Here is a 15,846-nt window from a genome sequence, read left to right as displayed (position 1 = left end):
ATTAAGTGTCGCTGGCCGCTGGCCGTGAGCCTCCTGGCTGCAGTTCTTTGTCATACGCCTGCGCCCTGCAGTGCGCTGTTAGTTGCCGTTGTACTCGTCGTCGGTGATGTGCTCACCCCAGGTCGTGGTGGCGGCGGGGTCTTCGCCGTTCTGCAGCATGGCGATGTGTTCCATGAAGCAGCCGGGGGCGGCAGCATGCCAATGCTCCTCGCCGGGTGGGGTGTAAAGCGTCTGGCCGGGGTGGGCTTCGATGATCTTGCCGTCGCGGCCGCCGAAGCGGGCGACGCCGTGGGTGACCCGAAGGTATTGGCCGTGCTCGTGGGAGTGCCAGGCGGTGCGGGCTCCGGGGGCGAAGCGGACGGTTGCGACGACCATCGTCTGGCCTGGCTCATGGGGCAGAGCGATCGGGTCGAGCCAGACGTCGCCGGCGAATTGTGCGGACGGGTTTTTCGAGGTGGGCACGGCGGGTTCGATGTTCATGATTTTCCTTAGTTGTTGTCGGTGAAAAGTTGCTTGGCGACGCCCATCGCAGCCATGCCCTTGGGCCAGCCGGCGTAGAGCGTGATGTGGGTGATGGCTTCGATGAGCTCTTCCTGAGTCACGCCGTTCTCCAGGGCGCGGCCGAGGTGGAAGGCCAGCTGCTCTGTGTTTCCCCCGGCGGCGAGCACGGCAACGGTGATGAGGCTGCGGTCCCGCGCGGAGAGTTCAGGCCGGTTCCAAACGTCCTCGAAAAGCACGTCGTCGGTGAGTGCAGCGAGCTTCGGAGCGAAGTCACCGAACATTTTCCGGCCGCCGCCGATCTGCTTGGGTTGGTCAGTCATGATGTTCCTTCTTTCGGTGCGGTGTACGGGACGAGTCGGCGGGGCCGCCGGCATGGCTAGAGGCGGCCGGGGAAAGCGCTGCGGCGCCCGTAGATGGTCAGCATGAGCGCGGCCAGGCCGGCGGCGATCATCACGTCCGCCAGCACGAGGCCGCTATCGCTCGTCAGCAGGGCGGCGCCGAGGATGCCGGCGGTGAAGATGGCGAGGTTGAACGCCACCGGCAGGAATGAGTTCGCGACGTCGGAGTCCGCGCCTCCGGCGGTGGTCAGGGCGGCTTGGAGCTGGGCGGCGGCCCCGCCGAAGGTGCTCCCCCACAGGACGGTCGCGGCGATGATCGCCGGGGCCGATGTGTGGCCGAGCAGCAGCACCACCGCAGCCGAGATGAACAGGGCGACGCTTCCGTGCAGGAGCGGGCGGGGGTGTTTGTCGAGGAGGGCTCCGGTGATGATGATGCCGGCGATCGAGGAGATCCCGAAGATGAAGAGTTCGACGTCGACGGTGAGGCTGGTGCCGGTGGCCCGCAGGTACGGGGCGATGTAGGTGTAGATGGTGTTGTGGGCCAGCATCCAGGTGAAGATGACGGCCAGGATCACGGCGATGCCGGGGATGCGGAACACCCGGACCAGTGGAAGCCGGGAGGTGCCAGGCTGCCCGCCGGCATCGGGGGCGATGACAGCAATGAATACACCGGCGATGATGGCCACCGCGGTGAGTCCGGCGAAGGCCCACCGCCAGTCGAAGGCCGTTCCGAGCCAAGACCCCAGCGGTGTGCCGAGCGCGAATCCGACGGGCGCCCCTACCGAGACGATCGCCAGAGACAGGCCTGCCCGGGATGGCGGGCTGATCTTCCGGCCGTAGGCGGCCAGCATCCCCCAGATGATTCCCGAGAATGCGCCGGCGACGAAACGCGACGCCAGCGACAGGGTCACGTCGCTGGAGAGGGCCGTGGCGCTGTTGGCCAGGATGAGGCCGAGGAGCGCGCCGAGGAGCAACGGCTTGCGCCGCATGCCCCGGGTGAGGGTGATGGCGGGGATCGTGATGATCACCGTGCCGAGGGCGTAGGCGCTGACGAACAGTCCGACGGTGCCTTCGCTGGTCCCCATTCCGCCGGCGATAGACGGCAAGAGGCCGGCCGGCATGGTCTCCATCGCAACGAGGACGAAGCCGATAACGGCCAGCACAGCCAGGGTGGCGAGCGGCAGTCGTTTCTGATGTTTAGTAGCTGCCGGGTCAGTAGCTGCCGGGTCAATGGCTGCCGGGTTCGACGCCGGGAGGGTGGTGGTGTCCATATGCTCTCCTAGCCCGCAGGGGAAGCGGACGGGTCATGTGCTGGGGATCTTCATCCAGTCAACAGGTGATGCACTCCGCGTGGGAGTCACTGTTGAGGGGTGTACCGGGAGGGCGCCCCTTGTTCAATCGCACCGATTTATCCTTGAAGCATGGATAACCGGGCTGAAGTGCGTGAGTTCCTGATGTCGCGGCGCGCACGCCTCACCCCGGAAGAAGCCGGGCTCGTAGCCGGCGGAAATCGGCGCGTGGCTGGGCTGCGGCGCAGCGAGGTGGCACTCCTCGCCGACGTCAGCGTGGAGTACTACGCCAAGCTAGAGCGCGGTTCGATCGCGGGTGCGTCCTCGTCCGTGCTCGATTCCCTTGCCCGCGCCCTCCGCCTCGACGACGCCGAACGTGCCCACCTTTTCGACCTCGCCCGGGCGGCAGACGGCATTCCCGTCTCCGGCAGGCCCCGGAAACGTGCCGCCACCCAGGCCAGCGCGCGACTGAGCCTGCAGTGGGCCCTGGAAGCGATCACCGAGGGCGTCGCCTTCGTCCGCGATCCGTACCAGAACCTGCTGGCGACCAACGCCTTGGGGCGGGCCTTCTACTCCCCGCTGATCGGAGACGGCGGCCGCCTGCCGAACCTCGCCCGGTTCCAGTTTCTCGACCCCGTTTCCCGGGACTTCTACCCCGACTGGGAGCTGTTCAGCGAGATGTGCGTCGGCATCATGCGTGCCGAGGCGGGCCGCGACCCCCACGACCGCACCATGCAGGACCTCGTCGGAGAACTCTCGACCCGAAGCGAGCCCTTCCGTGCCCTCTGGGGTGCGCACAACGTACGCACCCATGGCTCCGGAACTAAACGCTTCCTTCATCCCGTGGCCGGTGAACTTACCCTGGCCTACGAAGAACTCGCCATCACCGCAGAGGCTGGTCTCGTCCTGATGGTCTACACCGCAGAGCCCGGTTCCCCCTCTGCAGAACGGCTCCGCCTCCTGGCAAGCTGGGGTGCAAGCGAGGACACGCCCGCGGAACAGCACCGGACCACCAGCTGACAGGCACCGGCACGCAGCAATGCCCTAGAGCGGGGCGAGCAGCTGGGCGCGGACCTCGGCGGGCCGGTTGGTGGTGATCTCGTGGATGCCCAGTTCACGGCAGAGGTCGACGTCGTCCGCCGAGTCCACGGTCCAGACCCGGAAGCGGCGGCCCGATTCGAGCCAGCGCCGGACGGTGCGGGAGTGTCCGCGCACGTAGCCGATGCCGGGCCCGGCCAGGCCCACCTCGCAGTCGTCCAGGATCCGCTCCCCCTCGGTCTGCGCAGCTTTCATGACGTTGGCGAGGGCGCCGCCGGTGATCGCCCCGAGGCCGAGTTCTTCGCGGATTTCCTCCACGTTCACGTCGTCCACGAGCTGGCAGATGGCCGCGGCGGGCACGCTCTGGAGCAGGTGCTTCACCGAGTCGGGGCTGAAGCTCATGAATGAGACCCGGATGTTGTCCAGCATCGAGGTGGCCCGGTCCCAGCCCTCGGACTCGAGGACAGCCAGGACCCGGTCCTCGAGCTTGAGCTGGTAGGGGCTGGGGTGCTTGAGTTCGATCGCCAGGCCGATCTCGCGGCCGGCCAGGCGCAGGATATCGAGCAGTTCGGGGAGGGTCAGGAACTGCTCGGACCGGGCGCCGTACTCCTCGGGAATCCGGGCGCCCTTCCAGGAGCAGAAGTCCAGCAGCCGCAGCTCCGCCAGGGTGTGGTCCGCGACCGGGCCGGTGCCGTCCGAGGTGCGGTCCAGGTTGGCGTCGTGCAGCAGCACCGCGTGCTGGTCGCGGGTCAGGTGGATGTCGCATTCGACGCCGTCGGCGCCGTCGGCGATCGCCTGCAAATAGGCGGCACGGGTGTGCTCGGCGAAGGCTCCGCTGGCGCCCCGGTGGGCGTAGACCAGCGGGCGGGCGGCGGCGGACTCCTCGGTATTCATGCTGACACGTTAGCGGACGTCGGTTACGGATGCGCGGCTAGGCTGGGCACATGCAGGTGAACACTGAACGACCCGCCCGTCCCGCCGTCCCCCCGGCCGGCGTCGAACACCGACTCTCCGCCGCGGACGCAGAAAAGGCCGCGGCGCTGCGGAAGATGAAGCTGCTGGCGGTGTCGCTGCTGATCGGCATGGCCGTCATTTTCGTGCTCGCCTTCGCCCTGCAGAAGCAGTACCCGTGGCTTGAGTACGTCCGGGCAGCGGCCGAGGGCGGCATGGTGGGCGCCCTCGCGGACTGGTTCGCGGTGACGGCCCTGTTCAAGTACCCGCTGGGCCTGAAGATCCCGCACACCGCGATCATCCCGCGGCGCAAGGACCAGATCGGGGCGTCGCTGGGCGAATTCGTGGAGACCAACTTCCTCTCCGAACAGGTGGTGAAGGAGAAACTGGCCAGCGTTGACATTGCGCGCAAGGTCGGCGGCTGGCTGTCCGGGCCCGGTGGAGCCGAGCGGGTGGCCAAGGAAGGTGCCGCCGTGATCCGCGGCGCCTTCACGGTGCTGAACGACGACGACGTCCAGGCCGTCATCGAGGGCATGGTCCGCCGGCACCTGCTGGCTCCGCCCTGGGGACCGCCGGTGGGCCGGCTCGCCCAGCGCGTGTTCGACGACGGCCACCACCACGCTCTCGTGGACCTGCTCGTGGACCGTACGGTGGACTGGGTGCGGGACAACCACGAAACGGTCAACCGGCTGGTCACGGACCGTTCCCCCACCTGGGTGCCTACGTTCGTGGACGGGCTCGTAGGCGACAAGGTCTACGTGGAGATCCTGAAATTCACCCGGACCGTGCAGGCGGATCCGCAACACCAGGTCCGGCTCTCCATCGACAAATACCTCAAAGAACTGGCCCAGGACCTGCAGCACGATCCGGTCATGATCGCCCGCGCCGAGGGCGTCAAAGCGCAGGTGCTGGGCGACCCGGAGGTCCGCGAACTCGCCTCCCGCACCTGGGGCACGGTCAAGGCCGCACTGCTGGCCGCCGTCGACGATCCGCACAGCGAACTGACGGTGAAGTTCAAGGCCGCCGTGCACGACTTCGGCACCCGGCTGGTGGTCGACCCCGAGCTGGCCGGCAAGGTGAACACCTGGATCGGCGACGCCGCCGGGTACCTGGTGAACAACTACCGCTCGGACATTGCCGGCGTGATCACCGATACCGTGGCCCGCTGGGATGCCGAGGAGACCTCGCAGAAGATCGAACTCCAGGTGGGCAAGGACCTGCAGTTCATCCGGATCAACGGCACCGTGGTGGGCGCCCTCGCCGGGCTGGCCATCTTTACCGCCGCGCACTTCGTCTTCGGCTGACCCGGATGGATCCGGCACAGACACCCCGCCCGGAGGCCGCCTTCGAAACCGGCCGGTTGCTGCTGCGGCCATTGCGCGTGTCCGACGCCGCGGTCCAGCACGAGCTCTGGACCGAACGCGACCCCCGTGTCCCGCCGCATCGCCGCATCAGTCCCGACGGCCACCCCACGCTGGAGGAAATCGCCGACGGGATCCGTCGGGACGACGGGCTCCCCTTCCCGGGGCTGCTGGCGGCGGAGCAAAAAAGTTCGGGGCAGGTCATCGGCTACTGCGGGCTGATTCCCAATCGGCATGGGCAGGACGGGGAGCCGGAACTCGCGTTCGAGTTCCTACGAAGGGTCTGGGGGCAGGGGTTGGCGAGCGAGGCCTCCCGGGCCGTCCTGCAGCAGGCGCAGGCAGCCGGTTACCCCTGCCTTTGGGCCACCGTCCGCGATTGGAACACCCCGTCACGCCGCGTCCTGGCCAAACTTGGCTTCGTCGAAACCGGCCGGGTGGACCTGGACGAGGTACACGGCGACTCCCTCTTCACCCGGAAGACGCTCTGAGCCCACCGGTCAGCTCGGCGGCCCGCTTGGCCGTCAGGCGTGCGCGACTGTGGCCTTGACGCGGCCATGCATGGCGAAGACCGTGAACGCCAGCGCCGCGAGCGCCGTGACCACGAGCAGCATCAGCCCGATCGAGTAGCTGCGGGTCGCGGCGTCGTAGGTGGCTCCCATCACCAGCGGCGGGAAGTAGCCGCCCAGGCCGCCGGCGGCGCTGACCACCCCGCTGATGCTCCCGACCTTGCCGGCCGGGGCGAGCACCCCGACCCAGGCGAAGACGCCGCCGGTGCCCAGCCCCAGGGCGGCCGCCATGGCGACGAACGTCAGGCCGGCGGGCACATCGCCGTCGGGCTGCAGGTTCACCACCCAGGCGAGCACGGCGACGCCGGCGAGCGAGACCACCACCACGGGCTTGGGGCCGAACCGGTCCGCGAGCACTCCCCCGATGGGCCGGGCCAGCACGGCGGCCAAGGCGAAGCCGGCGGTACGCGCGCCGGCGGCGCTGGGGTCGAAGCTGTAGATGTCCCGCAGGTACGTCGGCAGGTAGGTCGCGAAGGACACAAATCCGCCGAATACGACGGCGTAGAGGAAACACATCTTCCAGGTGACCGGGGTTTTTGCGGCGTCGAGCAGCTTGGGCATGACCGGCGCGTCCTGGCGGCTCCACGCCGGGGACTCCTTCATCAGGAACCAGACCAGCGCGGCCATGACGGCCAGGACTCCGGCGATCAGCAGGTGCGTCGGAAAGTAACCGATCCAGGCGACCAGCCGCGGGTTCAGGAACGCGGCCAGGGCGGTGCCGCCCATCCCGGCACCAAACACCCCGGTGGCGAAGCCGCGCCGTGACGGTTCGTACCAGGCGCTGACGAAGGGGATGCCGACGGCGAACACGGTGCCGGCCACCCCGAGCAGCAGCCCGGCGCCGAGCACCAGCGCGAAGGAGCGGATGGTGCCCCCGACGGCCACCAGCAGAATCGGGACAATGGCCGCCAGCAGCACGAAGCTGAAGAGGGCGCGGCCGCCGTACTTGTCTGTCAGGGCGCCGACGACGATCCTGCCCAGCGAGCCGACGAACACCGGCATGGCGACGAGGATGCCCGTGGTGGCGGGGTTGAGCTGGAGGTTCTGGGTGTAGAAGGCCCCGAGCGTGGCCACGGAATTCCAGGCCCAAAAACCGGCCACCGAGGCCGCGGTGGCTAGCACCAGGTTGAGCGTCTGGCCTGCCGGCGCGGTTGCGGACGGGGTCACTGCTCCGGCCACGGAGGTCTCCTTTCGGGTCGGGAAGGCTTCGGGAAGGCTTCGGGAAGCTGCGGCATAGCCGGCACCTCAGCGGTTGCGGGTGTCCCGGTCGCGGGTTCCGACGGCGGACCAGCCGCGGCGGGCGGCGGTGCCGGAGGACCGCGTGGCGGCCGCGCCGGCCCGGCTGCCGTCCCGGTCCCGGTCGCGGGAGCGGTAAACGATGTACGGCCGGAAAAGATAGTGGAACGGCGCCGTGAACGCATGGACCAGGCGGGTGAAGGGCCAGATGACGAACAGCGCCATGCCCACCAGGGTGTGCAGGTGGAAGGAGAAGGGCGCCGCCGCCATCGCCGCGATGTCGGGTTGGAAGATGAACAGCGAGCGGAACCACGGCGCCACGGTTTCGCGGTAGTTGTGCCCGTGTTCGCCCTCGAAGACGCTCGCCAGGGTGGTCCAGAGCCCGAACACGATCGCGCCGGTGAGCACGACGTACATGGTTTTGTCGTTCCTGGTGGTGGCCATGAAGACCGGACCGGTGGTGCGGCGCCGGTAGATCAGCAGGATGATGCCGCCCAGGGTCCCCACCCCGGCGATGCCGCCAACCAGGAGGGCGTTGAAATGGTAGAACTCCTGGCTCATGCCCACGGCCTGGGTCCACGCCATCGGAATGACCAGGCCGAAGAAGTGCCCCGCGATCACGGCGAGCAGGCCGAAGTGGAACAACGGCGAGGCGATCCGCAGCAGCCGGGATTCGTAGAGCTGGGAGGACCGCGTGGTCCAGCCGAACTGGTCGTACTTGTAGCGCCAGATGAGGCCGCCCACCAGCACAACGACCATGACGTAGGGCAGTACGCCCCAGAGCACGATGTCCAAGGCGGAGATTTCGACGGCGGATCCGGGCTCGGCCTCTACTGCCAGCATGGTCAGGCCCCCTTCACGGGCAACAGTCGCGGATCATACGGGTCCAGGCCCACCGCCTCGGTGGGCGGCCCGTAGCCGGCCATCCGCATCACGGCCTGCTCATCCGCGGGTGATTTCCCGGGCAGGGTGGCGCAGACGGCCCGCAGGATCCGGGCGTGTGGGAGGTCGTCCCGGAGCAGGCCGAAGCGCAGCATCTCCAGGCTGGCCCGGAACCGGCTCAGCAGCTCGCGGCCGGCCGCCAGGTCCACCAGTGCGGCGTATTCCAGCACCATCGGGAGGTAGTCGGGCAGTTCACCGTGGGTGTCCACCAGGATGTCGCTTTGCCGGTAGGTCTTCTTGAAGTTCCCCAGCACTTCGCCGCGGCGCCGGGTGTCTCCGTCGGTCCAGTAGGACAGGTGCAGGGCGTGGCGCTTGCCGAGGTCGAACTCGCGCACATAGTGGGCCTGCAGCTCCAGCGGCGGGGTGGCGTCCAGCCGGTCCAGCACCTCGGCGAAGTCCGCCCCGGCGCCGGGAAACTCGGCCAGCGCGGCCCGCATCAGCGGCACCCGGCCGATCAGTTCCTCGTCCGGGTAGGACAGGCACCAGGCCGCGGCGAGGTAGACGACCTGTTCGCGGCGGCTCACGGCTGGTCCTCCGCCGCCGCCAGGGTGCCCGGTTCGGCCCGTTTGTCCGGGAACAGCCCGGCCGGCGCTCCCGTGCCGTCCCAGTTCAGCAGGTTCACCCGTCCGCGCAGCGTCGTTTCGCCGGGTGCGGCGCCGGAGGTTTGCCGGTCCCGGAGGGCGTTGAAGGTCTCCACCGCCACCGGGACGGGCCTGCCGCTGGCCTCGCCAAACGGCGAGGAGTCCTGCATGCCCGGGCCGCCCTCAAAATCCAGCGAGCAGCCCATTTCCTCGAGGTCGTGGGCCTGCTCCACGTGTGCCTTGGGGATCACGTAGCGCTCCTCGTACTTCGCGATCGCCATCAGCCGGTACATCTCGTACATGGTCTGGCTGTCCATCCCCACGGCTTCCGGGATGGAGTCGTCCGGGTCGTTGCCGAGGCTGATGCCCCGCATGAAGGAGCGCATCGCGGCGAGCTTCTTTAGCACCGCGGTGACCCGGTCCGCGTCGCCGGCGGTGAAGAGTTCGGCGAGGTATTCCACCGGGATGCGCAACGCGTCGATGGCGCCGAACAGGTTGCCGGCGTCCTCGCCGTCGTGGCCCTGGTCCCGCAGCAGGTCCACCACGGGTGAGAGCGGCGGGACGTACCAGACCATCGGCATGGTCCGGTATTCGGGGTGCAGCGGCAGGGCGACCTTGTAGACCTTGGCCAGGGCGTAGACCGGCGAGCGCCGGGCCGCGTCGATCCAGTCTTCCGGGATGCCCTGGGCCCGCGCCTCGGCCTGCACGGCGGGGTCGTTGGGGTCCAGCAGCACGTCCATCTGGGCGTCGTAGAGCTCCTGCGGGTCCGTCACGGCGGCCGCCGCGGTGACGGCGTCGGCGTCGTACAAAAACAGCCCCAGGTACCGCAGCCGGCCCACGCAGGTCTCCGAGCAGACCGTCGGGAGTCCTACCTCCACCCGCGGGTAGCAGAAGGTGCACTTCTCGGCCTTGCCGGTCTTGTGGTTGAAGTAGATTTTCTTGTACGGGCAGCCGGTGACGCATTGTCGCCAGCCGCGGCACTTGTCCTGGTCCACCAGCACAATCCCGTCCTCCACCCGCTTGTAGATCGCGCCGGAGGGGCAGGAGGCCATGCAGGACGGGTTCAGGCAGTGCTCGCAGATCCGCGGCAGGTAGAACATGAAGGTCTGCTCGTAGGCGAACTTGATCTTGTCCTCGGATTCGCGCCGGACCTTTTCCACGATCGGATCCAGGTGCCCGTTCTCCGTGGAGCCGCCCAGGTCATCGTCCCAGTTCGCGGACCAGGTGATCTTGGTGTCCTCGCCGGTGATCAGGGACTTTGGCCGCGCCACCGGGAAGTCGTCGCCCAGCGGTGCGTCCACGAGGGTCTTGTAGTCATAGGTCCACGGCTCGTAGTAGTCCTTGAGCTCGGGCTGGACCGGGCTGGCGAAGATCCCCAGGAGCTTCTTGACCCGGCCACCGGCCTTGAGCACGAGCTTGCCGCGTTTGTTCAGCACCCAGCCGCCGTGCCACCTCTCCTGGTCCTCGTAGCGGCGCGGATACCCCTGCCCGGGGCGGGTTTCGACATTGTTGAACCAGACGTATTCGGTGCCCGCACGGTTCGTCCACGCCTGTTTGCAGGTCACGGAGCAGGTGTGGCAGCCGATGCATTTGTCCAGGTTCATGACCATGCCCATTTGGGCCATGACACGCATCAGTACTGCACCTCCTGGGAGCGACGGCGGACGGTGGCCACCATGTCGCGCTGGTTTCCGGTGGGGCCAAGGTAGTTGAACGCGTAGGCCAGCTGGGCGTAGCCGCCGATCAGGTGCGAGGGTTTGACCAGCAGCCGGGTCACGGAGTTGTGGATACCGCCGCGCCGCCCGGTGGCCTCGGACTTCGGCACGTCGATGGTGCGTTCCTGGGCGTGGTGGACGTAGACGACGCCGGCCGGCATCCGGTGGCTGACGATCGCGCGGGCCACCAGGACGCCGTTGATGTTCACGCACTCCACCCAGTCGTTGTCCTTGACCTCGATGGCGTCCGCGTCGGCCGGGCTCATCCAGACCGTGGGTCCGCCGCGGGAGAGCGAGAGCATCAGCAGGTTGTCCTGGTATTCGGAGTGGATGGACCATTTCGAGTGCGGCGTCAGGTAGCGGACCACCACCTCCATGGACCCGTCCCGGCCGAGTTTGGGTTCGCCGAAGAGCCGGTGCATGTCCAGCGGCGGCCGGTAGATCGGCAGCGCTTCACCGATGTCCAGCATCCAGTCGTGGTCCAGGAAGAAGTGCATCCGGCCGGTCAGGGTGTGCCACGGCTTGAGCCGCTCCACGTTGATGGTGAACGGTGCGTAGCGCCGGCCGCCGGTCTCGGAGCCGGACCATTCCGGCGAGGTGATCACCGGGACCGGGCCGGCCTGGGTCTGCGCGAAGGTGATGAACTTTTCCTCGGACCCCTCGGACAGGTCCGCCAGTTTCCGGCCGGTGCGGACTTCCAGGTCCTTGAAGCCCTGCACGGACAGGGCGCCGTTGGTGGTGCCGGAGAAAGCCAGGATCGCCTCGGCCATCTTCGCGTCGGTGTCGATCGCGGGGCGGCCGTCCGCGGCGCCGCCGAGCATCACCCCGTTGGACCGGCTCAGCCGCTCCAACGGCCCTGCCAGTTTGTAGGTGACGTTTTTGACCGTGAAGCCCAGTTTGTCGGCCAGCGGACCGACGGCGGCCAGCTTGTCCGCGATGGCGGTGTAGTCGCGTTCCACCACGGAGAAGATGGGCATGTTCTGTCCCGGCACGGCGGGGATGGACGCGTGCCGCCAGTCGCGGACTATCCCGCCGGGCTGGGCGAGCTGGCCGGGGGTGTCGTGCTGCAGCGGCACACTGACCAGGTCCCGGCGGACCCCCAAGTGCGTCCTGGCCTGCCGGGAAAACTCCTGGGCCAGCAGGTGGAAGGTGTCGAAGTCCGTCTTGGTCTCCCACGGCGGGTCGATCGCGGGGGTGAAGGCATGCACGAAGGGGTGCATGTCGGTGGAGGACAGGTCGTGTTTCTCGTACCAGGTGGCGGCCGGGAACACGACGTCGGAGAGCAGCGTGGTGGAGGTCATCCGGAAGTCCGCGGAGACCAGCAGGTCCAGTTTTCCTTCCGGCGCCTGCTCGTGCCATTTCACGTCCCGCGGCTTGAGGCCTTCCGCGTGGTCCTTGCCGAGCACGTTGTTGTGGGTGCCCAGCAGGTTGCGCAGGAAGTATTCGTTGCCCTTGGCCGAGGAGCCGAACAGGTTGGAGCGCCACAGCACGAGGGTCCGCGGCCAGTTTTCCGGGGCGTCCACGTCCTCGATCGCCGGGTTCAGGGTGCGGTTTTTCAGTGCGTCGGCGATGTAGCCCGGGGTGTCTTTCGCGGTGCCGGCGGCGACGGCGGCTTCCGCCTCGTCCGCGATGTCCAGCGGGTTACGGTCGAACTGCGGGTAGAACGGCATCCAGCCGAGTCGCGCGGACTGGGCCATCGCGTCCGCGGTGTGCATGCCATCCAGGGCTCCGGTGGACAGCGGAGACTTCAGCGCGTCGGCGGAGTAGCCGTCCTGCCGCCACTGGTCCGTGTGCATGTACCAGTAGCCGGTGCCGATCATGGTCCGCGGCGGCCGGGACCAGTCCAGCGCGTTCGCCAGCGACACCCAGCCGGTGGCGGGGCGGGTCTTCTCCTGGCCCACGTAGTGCGCCCAGCCGCCGCCGTTGCGGCCCATGCAGCCGGTCAGCATGACCAGGGCCAGCACGGCCCGGTAGGTGGTGTCGCCGTGGAACCACTGGCAGATGCCGGCGCCCATGATGATCATGGACCGGCCCTTGGACTGCTCCGCGTTGCGGGCGAACTCCCGGGCCACCCGGATGCAGGCCTGCGCCGGGACGGAGGTGATCTCCTCCTGCCAGGCCGGGGTGTAGGGCGTCGCGGCGTCGTCGTAGCCGGCCGCCCAGTCCCCCGGCAGACCCTCGCGGCCCACGCCGTACTGGGCCAGCATCAGGTCGAACACGGTGGTGACCAACTGGCCCTCCACCTCGAGGACGGGCACGCCGCGTCGGAGCACGCTGCCCTCGCCGCCGGCGTCCTCGAAGCATGGCAGCAGGATCTCGGCGTTTTCAGCGGAGACCTCCCGCAGCGACAGCGCCGGCTCGATGCCCTCGAGGTCCAGGTTCCATTTGCCCTCGCCGCTGCCGGAATAGCGGAACCCCATCGAGCCGTTGGGGACGACGGGCAGGCCGGTCTTCTTGTCGAACAGCACCGTCCGGAACGCCGCGTCCTCAGCCAACGACTCGGCTTTGAGGTCCCTGGCGGTGAGGAACTTGGACGGGGTGAGGGTGCCGTCGTCGCGCCGTTCCAGCCGGACGAGGAACGGCAGGTCGGTGTACTGCCGGACATAATCGGAGAAGAACGGCACGTCGCGCTCAACGAAGAACTCCCTGAGCATGACGTGCCCCATCGCCATCGCCAGGGCGGCGTCGGTGCCGGCCTGGGCGGGCAGCCATTCGTCGGCAAACTTCGTGTTGTCCGCGTAGTCCGGGCTGACCGTGACCACCTTGGTTCCGCGGTACCGCACCTCGGCCATCCAGTGCGCATCCGGGGTCCGGGTCACGGGGACGTTGGAGCCCCACATCATCAGGTAGCGCGCGTCCCACCAGTCGCCGGATTCCGGGACGTCGGTCTGGTCGCCGAAAACCTGCGGGCTGGCCACCGGCAGGTCGGCGTACCAGTCGTAAAAGGACGTCATCACCCCGCCGATGAGCTGGATGAAACGGGTGCCGACGGCGTGCGAGACCATCGACATGGCGGGGATCGGGGAGAAACCGGCGCAGCGGTCCGGCCCGTAGTTCTTGATCGTGTTGACGTGCGCGGCGGCCGCGATCTCGATCGCTTCCTGCCAGGAGACACGGACCAGGCCGCCCTTGCCGCGGGCCTGCTGGTAGCGGCGGCGCCGCTCCGGGTCCCCCACGACGTCGGCGAAGGCGAGCACCGGGTCGCCCAGCCGGGCCTTGGCCTCGCGGTACATCTCCACCAGCACACCCCGGGCGTAGGGAAAGCGGACCCGGGTGGGCGAGTAGGTGTACCAGGAGAAGGCGGCTCCGCGCGGGCAGCCGCGCGGCTCGTATTCGGGACTGTCAGGGCCCACCGAAGGGTAGTCGGTCTGCTGGGATTCCCAGGTGATGATGCCGTCCTTGACGTACACCTTCCAGGAGCAGGAGCCGGTGCAGTTCACCCCGTGGGTGGAGCGGACCACCTTGTCGTGGCTCCAGCGGTCCCGGTAGAAGATGTCGCCCTTGCGGCCGCCTTCCCGGAACACCGCCCTGCCGTCCTCGGTCTGGTCCCATTTCGTGAAAAAGCGGCCAAGCTTCAACATTGCGTCCGAGGCGGGTCCATCCAACCCCGCGGGGCCTCCGGCAGTCATGCCCCCAAAGCTATGGGGCACCCTGCTCCCCCGATAGGGCCCTACGGCACTAGTGTCACAACCGCCACTTTAGTCTCAGCGCGGACTGCGAAACGGGACTCAGGCGAACGACTCGAGTTCGACGCCGGCCTTCTCCAGCGCGGCGCGGACGGCGGCGGCCACCTGCACCGAGCCGGGGGTGTCACCGTGCAGGCACAGCGAATGCGGTGTGAGCGTGACGACGGTTCCGTCGACCGCCAGGACTTCGCCCTTGAGGGCCAGCCGGAGCGCGCGCTCGACGATCACGTCCGGGTCCTCGATCACCGATTCCTCCTCCAGCCGCGGCACCAGCGAGCCATCCGGGAGGTAGGCGCGGTCGGCGAAAGCCTCGTGGAACACGGGATTGCCGGCCTCACGGGCAATCCTGAGCAAGGCCGAACCCTCCAGGCCCAGGATCGGAAGCCCCGGATCGTAGGCCTGGATGGCGGCGACCACGGCGGAGGCCTGTTCGTCGTCGTGCATCGTGCGGTCGTAGAGGCCGCCGTGCACTTTGACGTAGTCCACCGAGGCGCCCACCGCATGGGCCACGCCGTCGAGCGCGCCGAGCTGGTAGAGAACCGCGCCGAACAAGTCGTCGAAGCTCATGTCCATGGCGCGGAGCCCGAAGCCGGCCAGGTCGGGATAGCCCAGGTGGGCGCCGACCCTGACGTCGAGTTCGTAGGCCGCGCGGCAGGTGTCCAGCATGGTGACGGGGTCCCCGGCGTGCAGACCGCAGGCCACGCTGGCGCTGGTGACGAGCGGGAACATCGCCGCGTCATCGCCCATCGTCCAAGAGCCGAAGGACTCCCCGAGGTCAGCGTTCAGATCCACGGGTTCCGCCTTCCAGGTCCGGGCCGGCTTCCGCGGTACCGGCGCCGGGCTTCAGCTCGCCGGGGATGGTCACCGGCATCGGGCCGAAGGCCTCCTTGGCGTTTTCGACGACGGCGCGTCCCATCATCCGGTTGCCCACGCCGCCCACCACGGCGCCGATGCCGAAGGGCAGGGCGCGGCCCAGCAGAGCGGTGCCCTGGCGCTTGAGCAGGTTCCGCAGGAAGGCCCGCTGGATCCGCTCTCGCACCGACCCGAAGCCGATCATCGGCGCCCTGCGTGCGAAGAGCGTGCCCCAGGCCTGGGTTGGCCCCTTGCCCTGCCCGGCGGCGTGGCCGCTCAGCGAGCTCAGCAGGGCGGTGCCTTCTTCGCCGAGCATGATGGCCATGACCAACGTGCTGGCCCTCTCCGGGTCGACCATTCGCACCCCGTGCAGTTCCGCCAGCGAGGTGGCGAACAGCGCGGTAGCCTCCAGGAATCCGACGGTCGCGGCGGCGGAGAGACCCAGCGCGGCCACGGTGCCGACGCCGGGGATAACGGCCGAGCCGCCGACGAGGGCACCGCCGCCGGTAACGGCGGTCAGGTAGTTGCGTTCCAGGATGGCGGCGAGCTGCGCCGCGGTGGCGTTCGGGTGCTTCCGCTGCAGCCGGCGCAGGTTCGCCAGGACCAGCGGCCGCTGGATTTCCACCGCGCGCAGGAGCATGTTGTGGACGCCGGGCTTGGGCTTGCCGTCGGCGTCGAACATTGCGCTGTGGGCGGTCTTTTGGGCAATTCTCATTGCCGGGTTGCTGCGCTTGGCCATCATCGCCTCTCCGTGAACCGTAAGTGTGCTGAACATCGTCCAGCCTTAACA

14 protein-coding genes are annotated in these 15,846 nt (G+C 68.4%); 3 read left to right on the top strand and 11 right to left on the bottom strand.

All coding sequences use genetic code 11. The features are described 5' to 3' along the window. Positions 1-78: 78 nt before the first annotated feature. From AC1DH3_RS07070 to AC1DH3_RS07060, 3 genes are read right to left on the bottom strand one after another with little or no spacing between them, the layout of a single operon-like run. A complete protein-coding gene (locus AC1DH3_RS07070) occupies positions 79-480 on the bottom strand; it encodes a cupin domain-containing protein (protein ID WP_441418036.1) in 402 nt (133 codons plus the stop codon). 8 nt (positions 481-488) lie between these two features. Beyond that, positions 489-821, bottom strand: coding sequence for a carboxymuconolactone decarboxylase family protein (locus AC1DH3_RS07065; protein WP_441418037.1), 333 nt, complete (start codon positions 819-821; stop codon positions 489-491). A gap of 56 nt (positions 822-877) precedes the next feature. After that, complete coding sequence (locus AC1DH3_RS07060; RefSeq protein WP_476908915.1) at positions 878-2,110, bottom strand: MFS transporter; 1,233 nt, start codon at positions 2,108-2,110, stop codon at positions 878-880. A 150-nt stretch (positions 2,111-2,260) separates the two neighbouring features. Between AC1DH3_RS07060 and AC1DH3_RS07055 the strand changes: the two genes are divergently transcribed. Continuing rightward, positions 2,261-3,148, top strand: a complete 888-nt coding sequence (locus tag AC1DH3_RS07055; protein ID WP_476908914.1) for a helix-turn-helix transcriptional regulator — start codon at positions 2,261-2,263, stop codon at positions 3,146-3,148. 24 nt (positions 3,149-3,172) lie between these two features. On the opposite strand, the gene AC1DH3_RS07050 is transcribed toward AC1DH3_RS07055, so the two are convergent. After that, a complete protein-coding gene (locus AC1DH3_RS07050) occupies positions 3,173-4,060 on the bottom strand; it encodes a glycerophosphodiester phosphodiesterase (protein ID WP_441418040.1) in 888 nt (295 codons plus the stop codon). A 50-nt stretch (positions 4,061-4,110) separates the two neighbouring features. Here AC1DH3_RS07050 and AC1DH3_RS07045 point away from each other — a divergent pair, with 50 nt between their 5' ends. Both AC1DH3_RS07045 and AC1DH3_RS07040 read left to right on the top strand, forming a co-directional pair. After that, complete coding sequence (locus tag AC1DH3_RS07045; RefSeq protein ID WP_476908913.1) at positions 4,111-5,421, top strand: DUF445 domain-containing protein; 1,311 nt, start codon at positions 4,111-4,113, stop codon at positions 5,419-5,421. A 5-nt stretch (positions 5,422-5,426) separates the two neighbouring features. Beyond that, positions 5,427-5,966: a GNAT family N-acetyltransferase gene (locus AC1DH3_RS07040; protein ID WP_476908912.1), complete on the top strand. Its 540-nt coding sequence runs from the start codon at positions 5,427-5,429 to the stop codon at positions 5,964-5,966. Positions 5,967-5,999: 33 nt separating this feature from the next. Here the strand turns inward: AC1DH3_RS07040 and AC1DH3_RS07035 are convergent, their stop codons facing one another. The 7 genes from AC1DH3_RS07035 to AC1DH3_RS07005 form a co-directional block, all read right to left on the bottom strand. After that, positions 6,000-7,223 carry an MFS transporter gene (locus AC1DH3_RS07035; RefSeq protein ID WP_476908911.1) on the bottom strand — a complete coding sequence of 408 codons (1,224 nt, stop codon included), beginning with the start codon at positions 7,221-7,223 and terminating at the stop codon, positions 6,000-6,002. 66 nt (positions 7,224-7,289) lie between these two features. Next, positions 7,290-8,123 (bottom strand): respiratory nitrate reductase subunit gamma, encoded by an 834-nt coding sequence (gene narI / locus AC1DH3_RS07030; RefSeq protein WP_476908910.1) that lies wholly within the window; start codon positions 8,121-8,123, stop codon positions 7,290-7,292. 2 nt (positions 8,124-8,125) lie between these two features. After that, positions 8,126-8,746, bottom strand: coding sequence for a nitrate reductase molybdenum cofactor assembly chaperone (gene narJ, locus AC1DH3_RS07025; protein ID WP_441418045.1), 621 nt, complete (start codon positions 8,744-8,746; stop codon positions 8,126-8,128). Further along, on the bottom strand, positions 8,743-10,437 hold the full coding sequence (gene narH / locus AC1DH3_RS07020) for a nitrate reductase subunit beta (protein WP_476908909.1): 1,695 nt from the start codon (positions 10,435-10,437) through the stop codon (positions 8,743-8,745). The genes narJ and narH overlap by 4 nt, the downstream gene beginning before the upstream one ends. Beyond that, positions 10,437-14,147, bottom strand: coding sequence for a nitrate reductase subunit alpha (locus AC1DH3_RS07015; RefSeq protein ID WP_476892959.1), 3,711 nt, complete (start codon positions 14,145-14,147; stop codon positions 10,437-10,439). Before AC1DH3_RS07015 ends, narH begins: the two co-directional genes overlap by 1 nt. 99 nt (positions 14,148-14,246) lie before the next feature. Then, positions 14,247-14,996, bottom strand: a complete 750-nt coding sequence (locus AC1DH3_RS07010; RefSeq protein WP_476908908.1) for a LamB/YcsF family protein — start codon at positions 14,994-14,996, stop codon at positions 14,247-14,249. Then, positions 14,980-15,795, bottom strand: coding sequence for a hypothetical protein (locus AC1DH3_RS07005; protein WP_441418179.1), 816 nt, complete (start codon positions 15,793-15,795; stop codon positions 14,980-14,982). The genes AC1DH3_RS07010 and AC1DH3_RS07005 overlap by 17 nt, the downstream gene beginning before the upstream one ends. Positions 15,796-15,846 lie beyond the last annotated feature (51 nt).

The organism is Arthrobacter sp. 05L428 (assembly GCF_056397665.1).
This window is presented reverse-complemented; position numbering and strand designations above follow the sequence as displayed.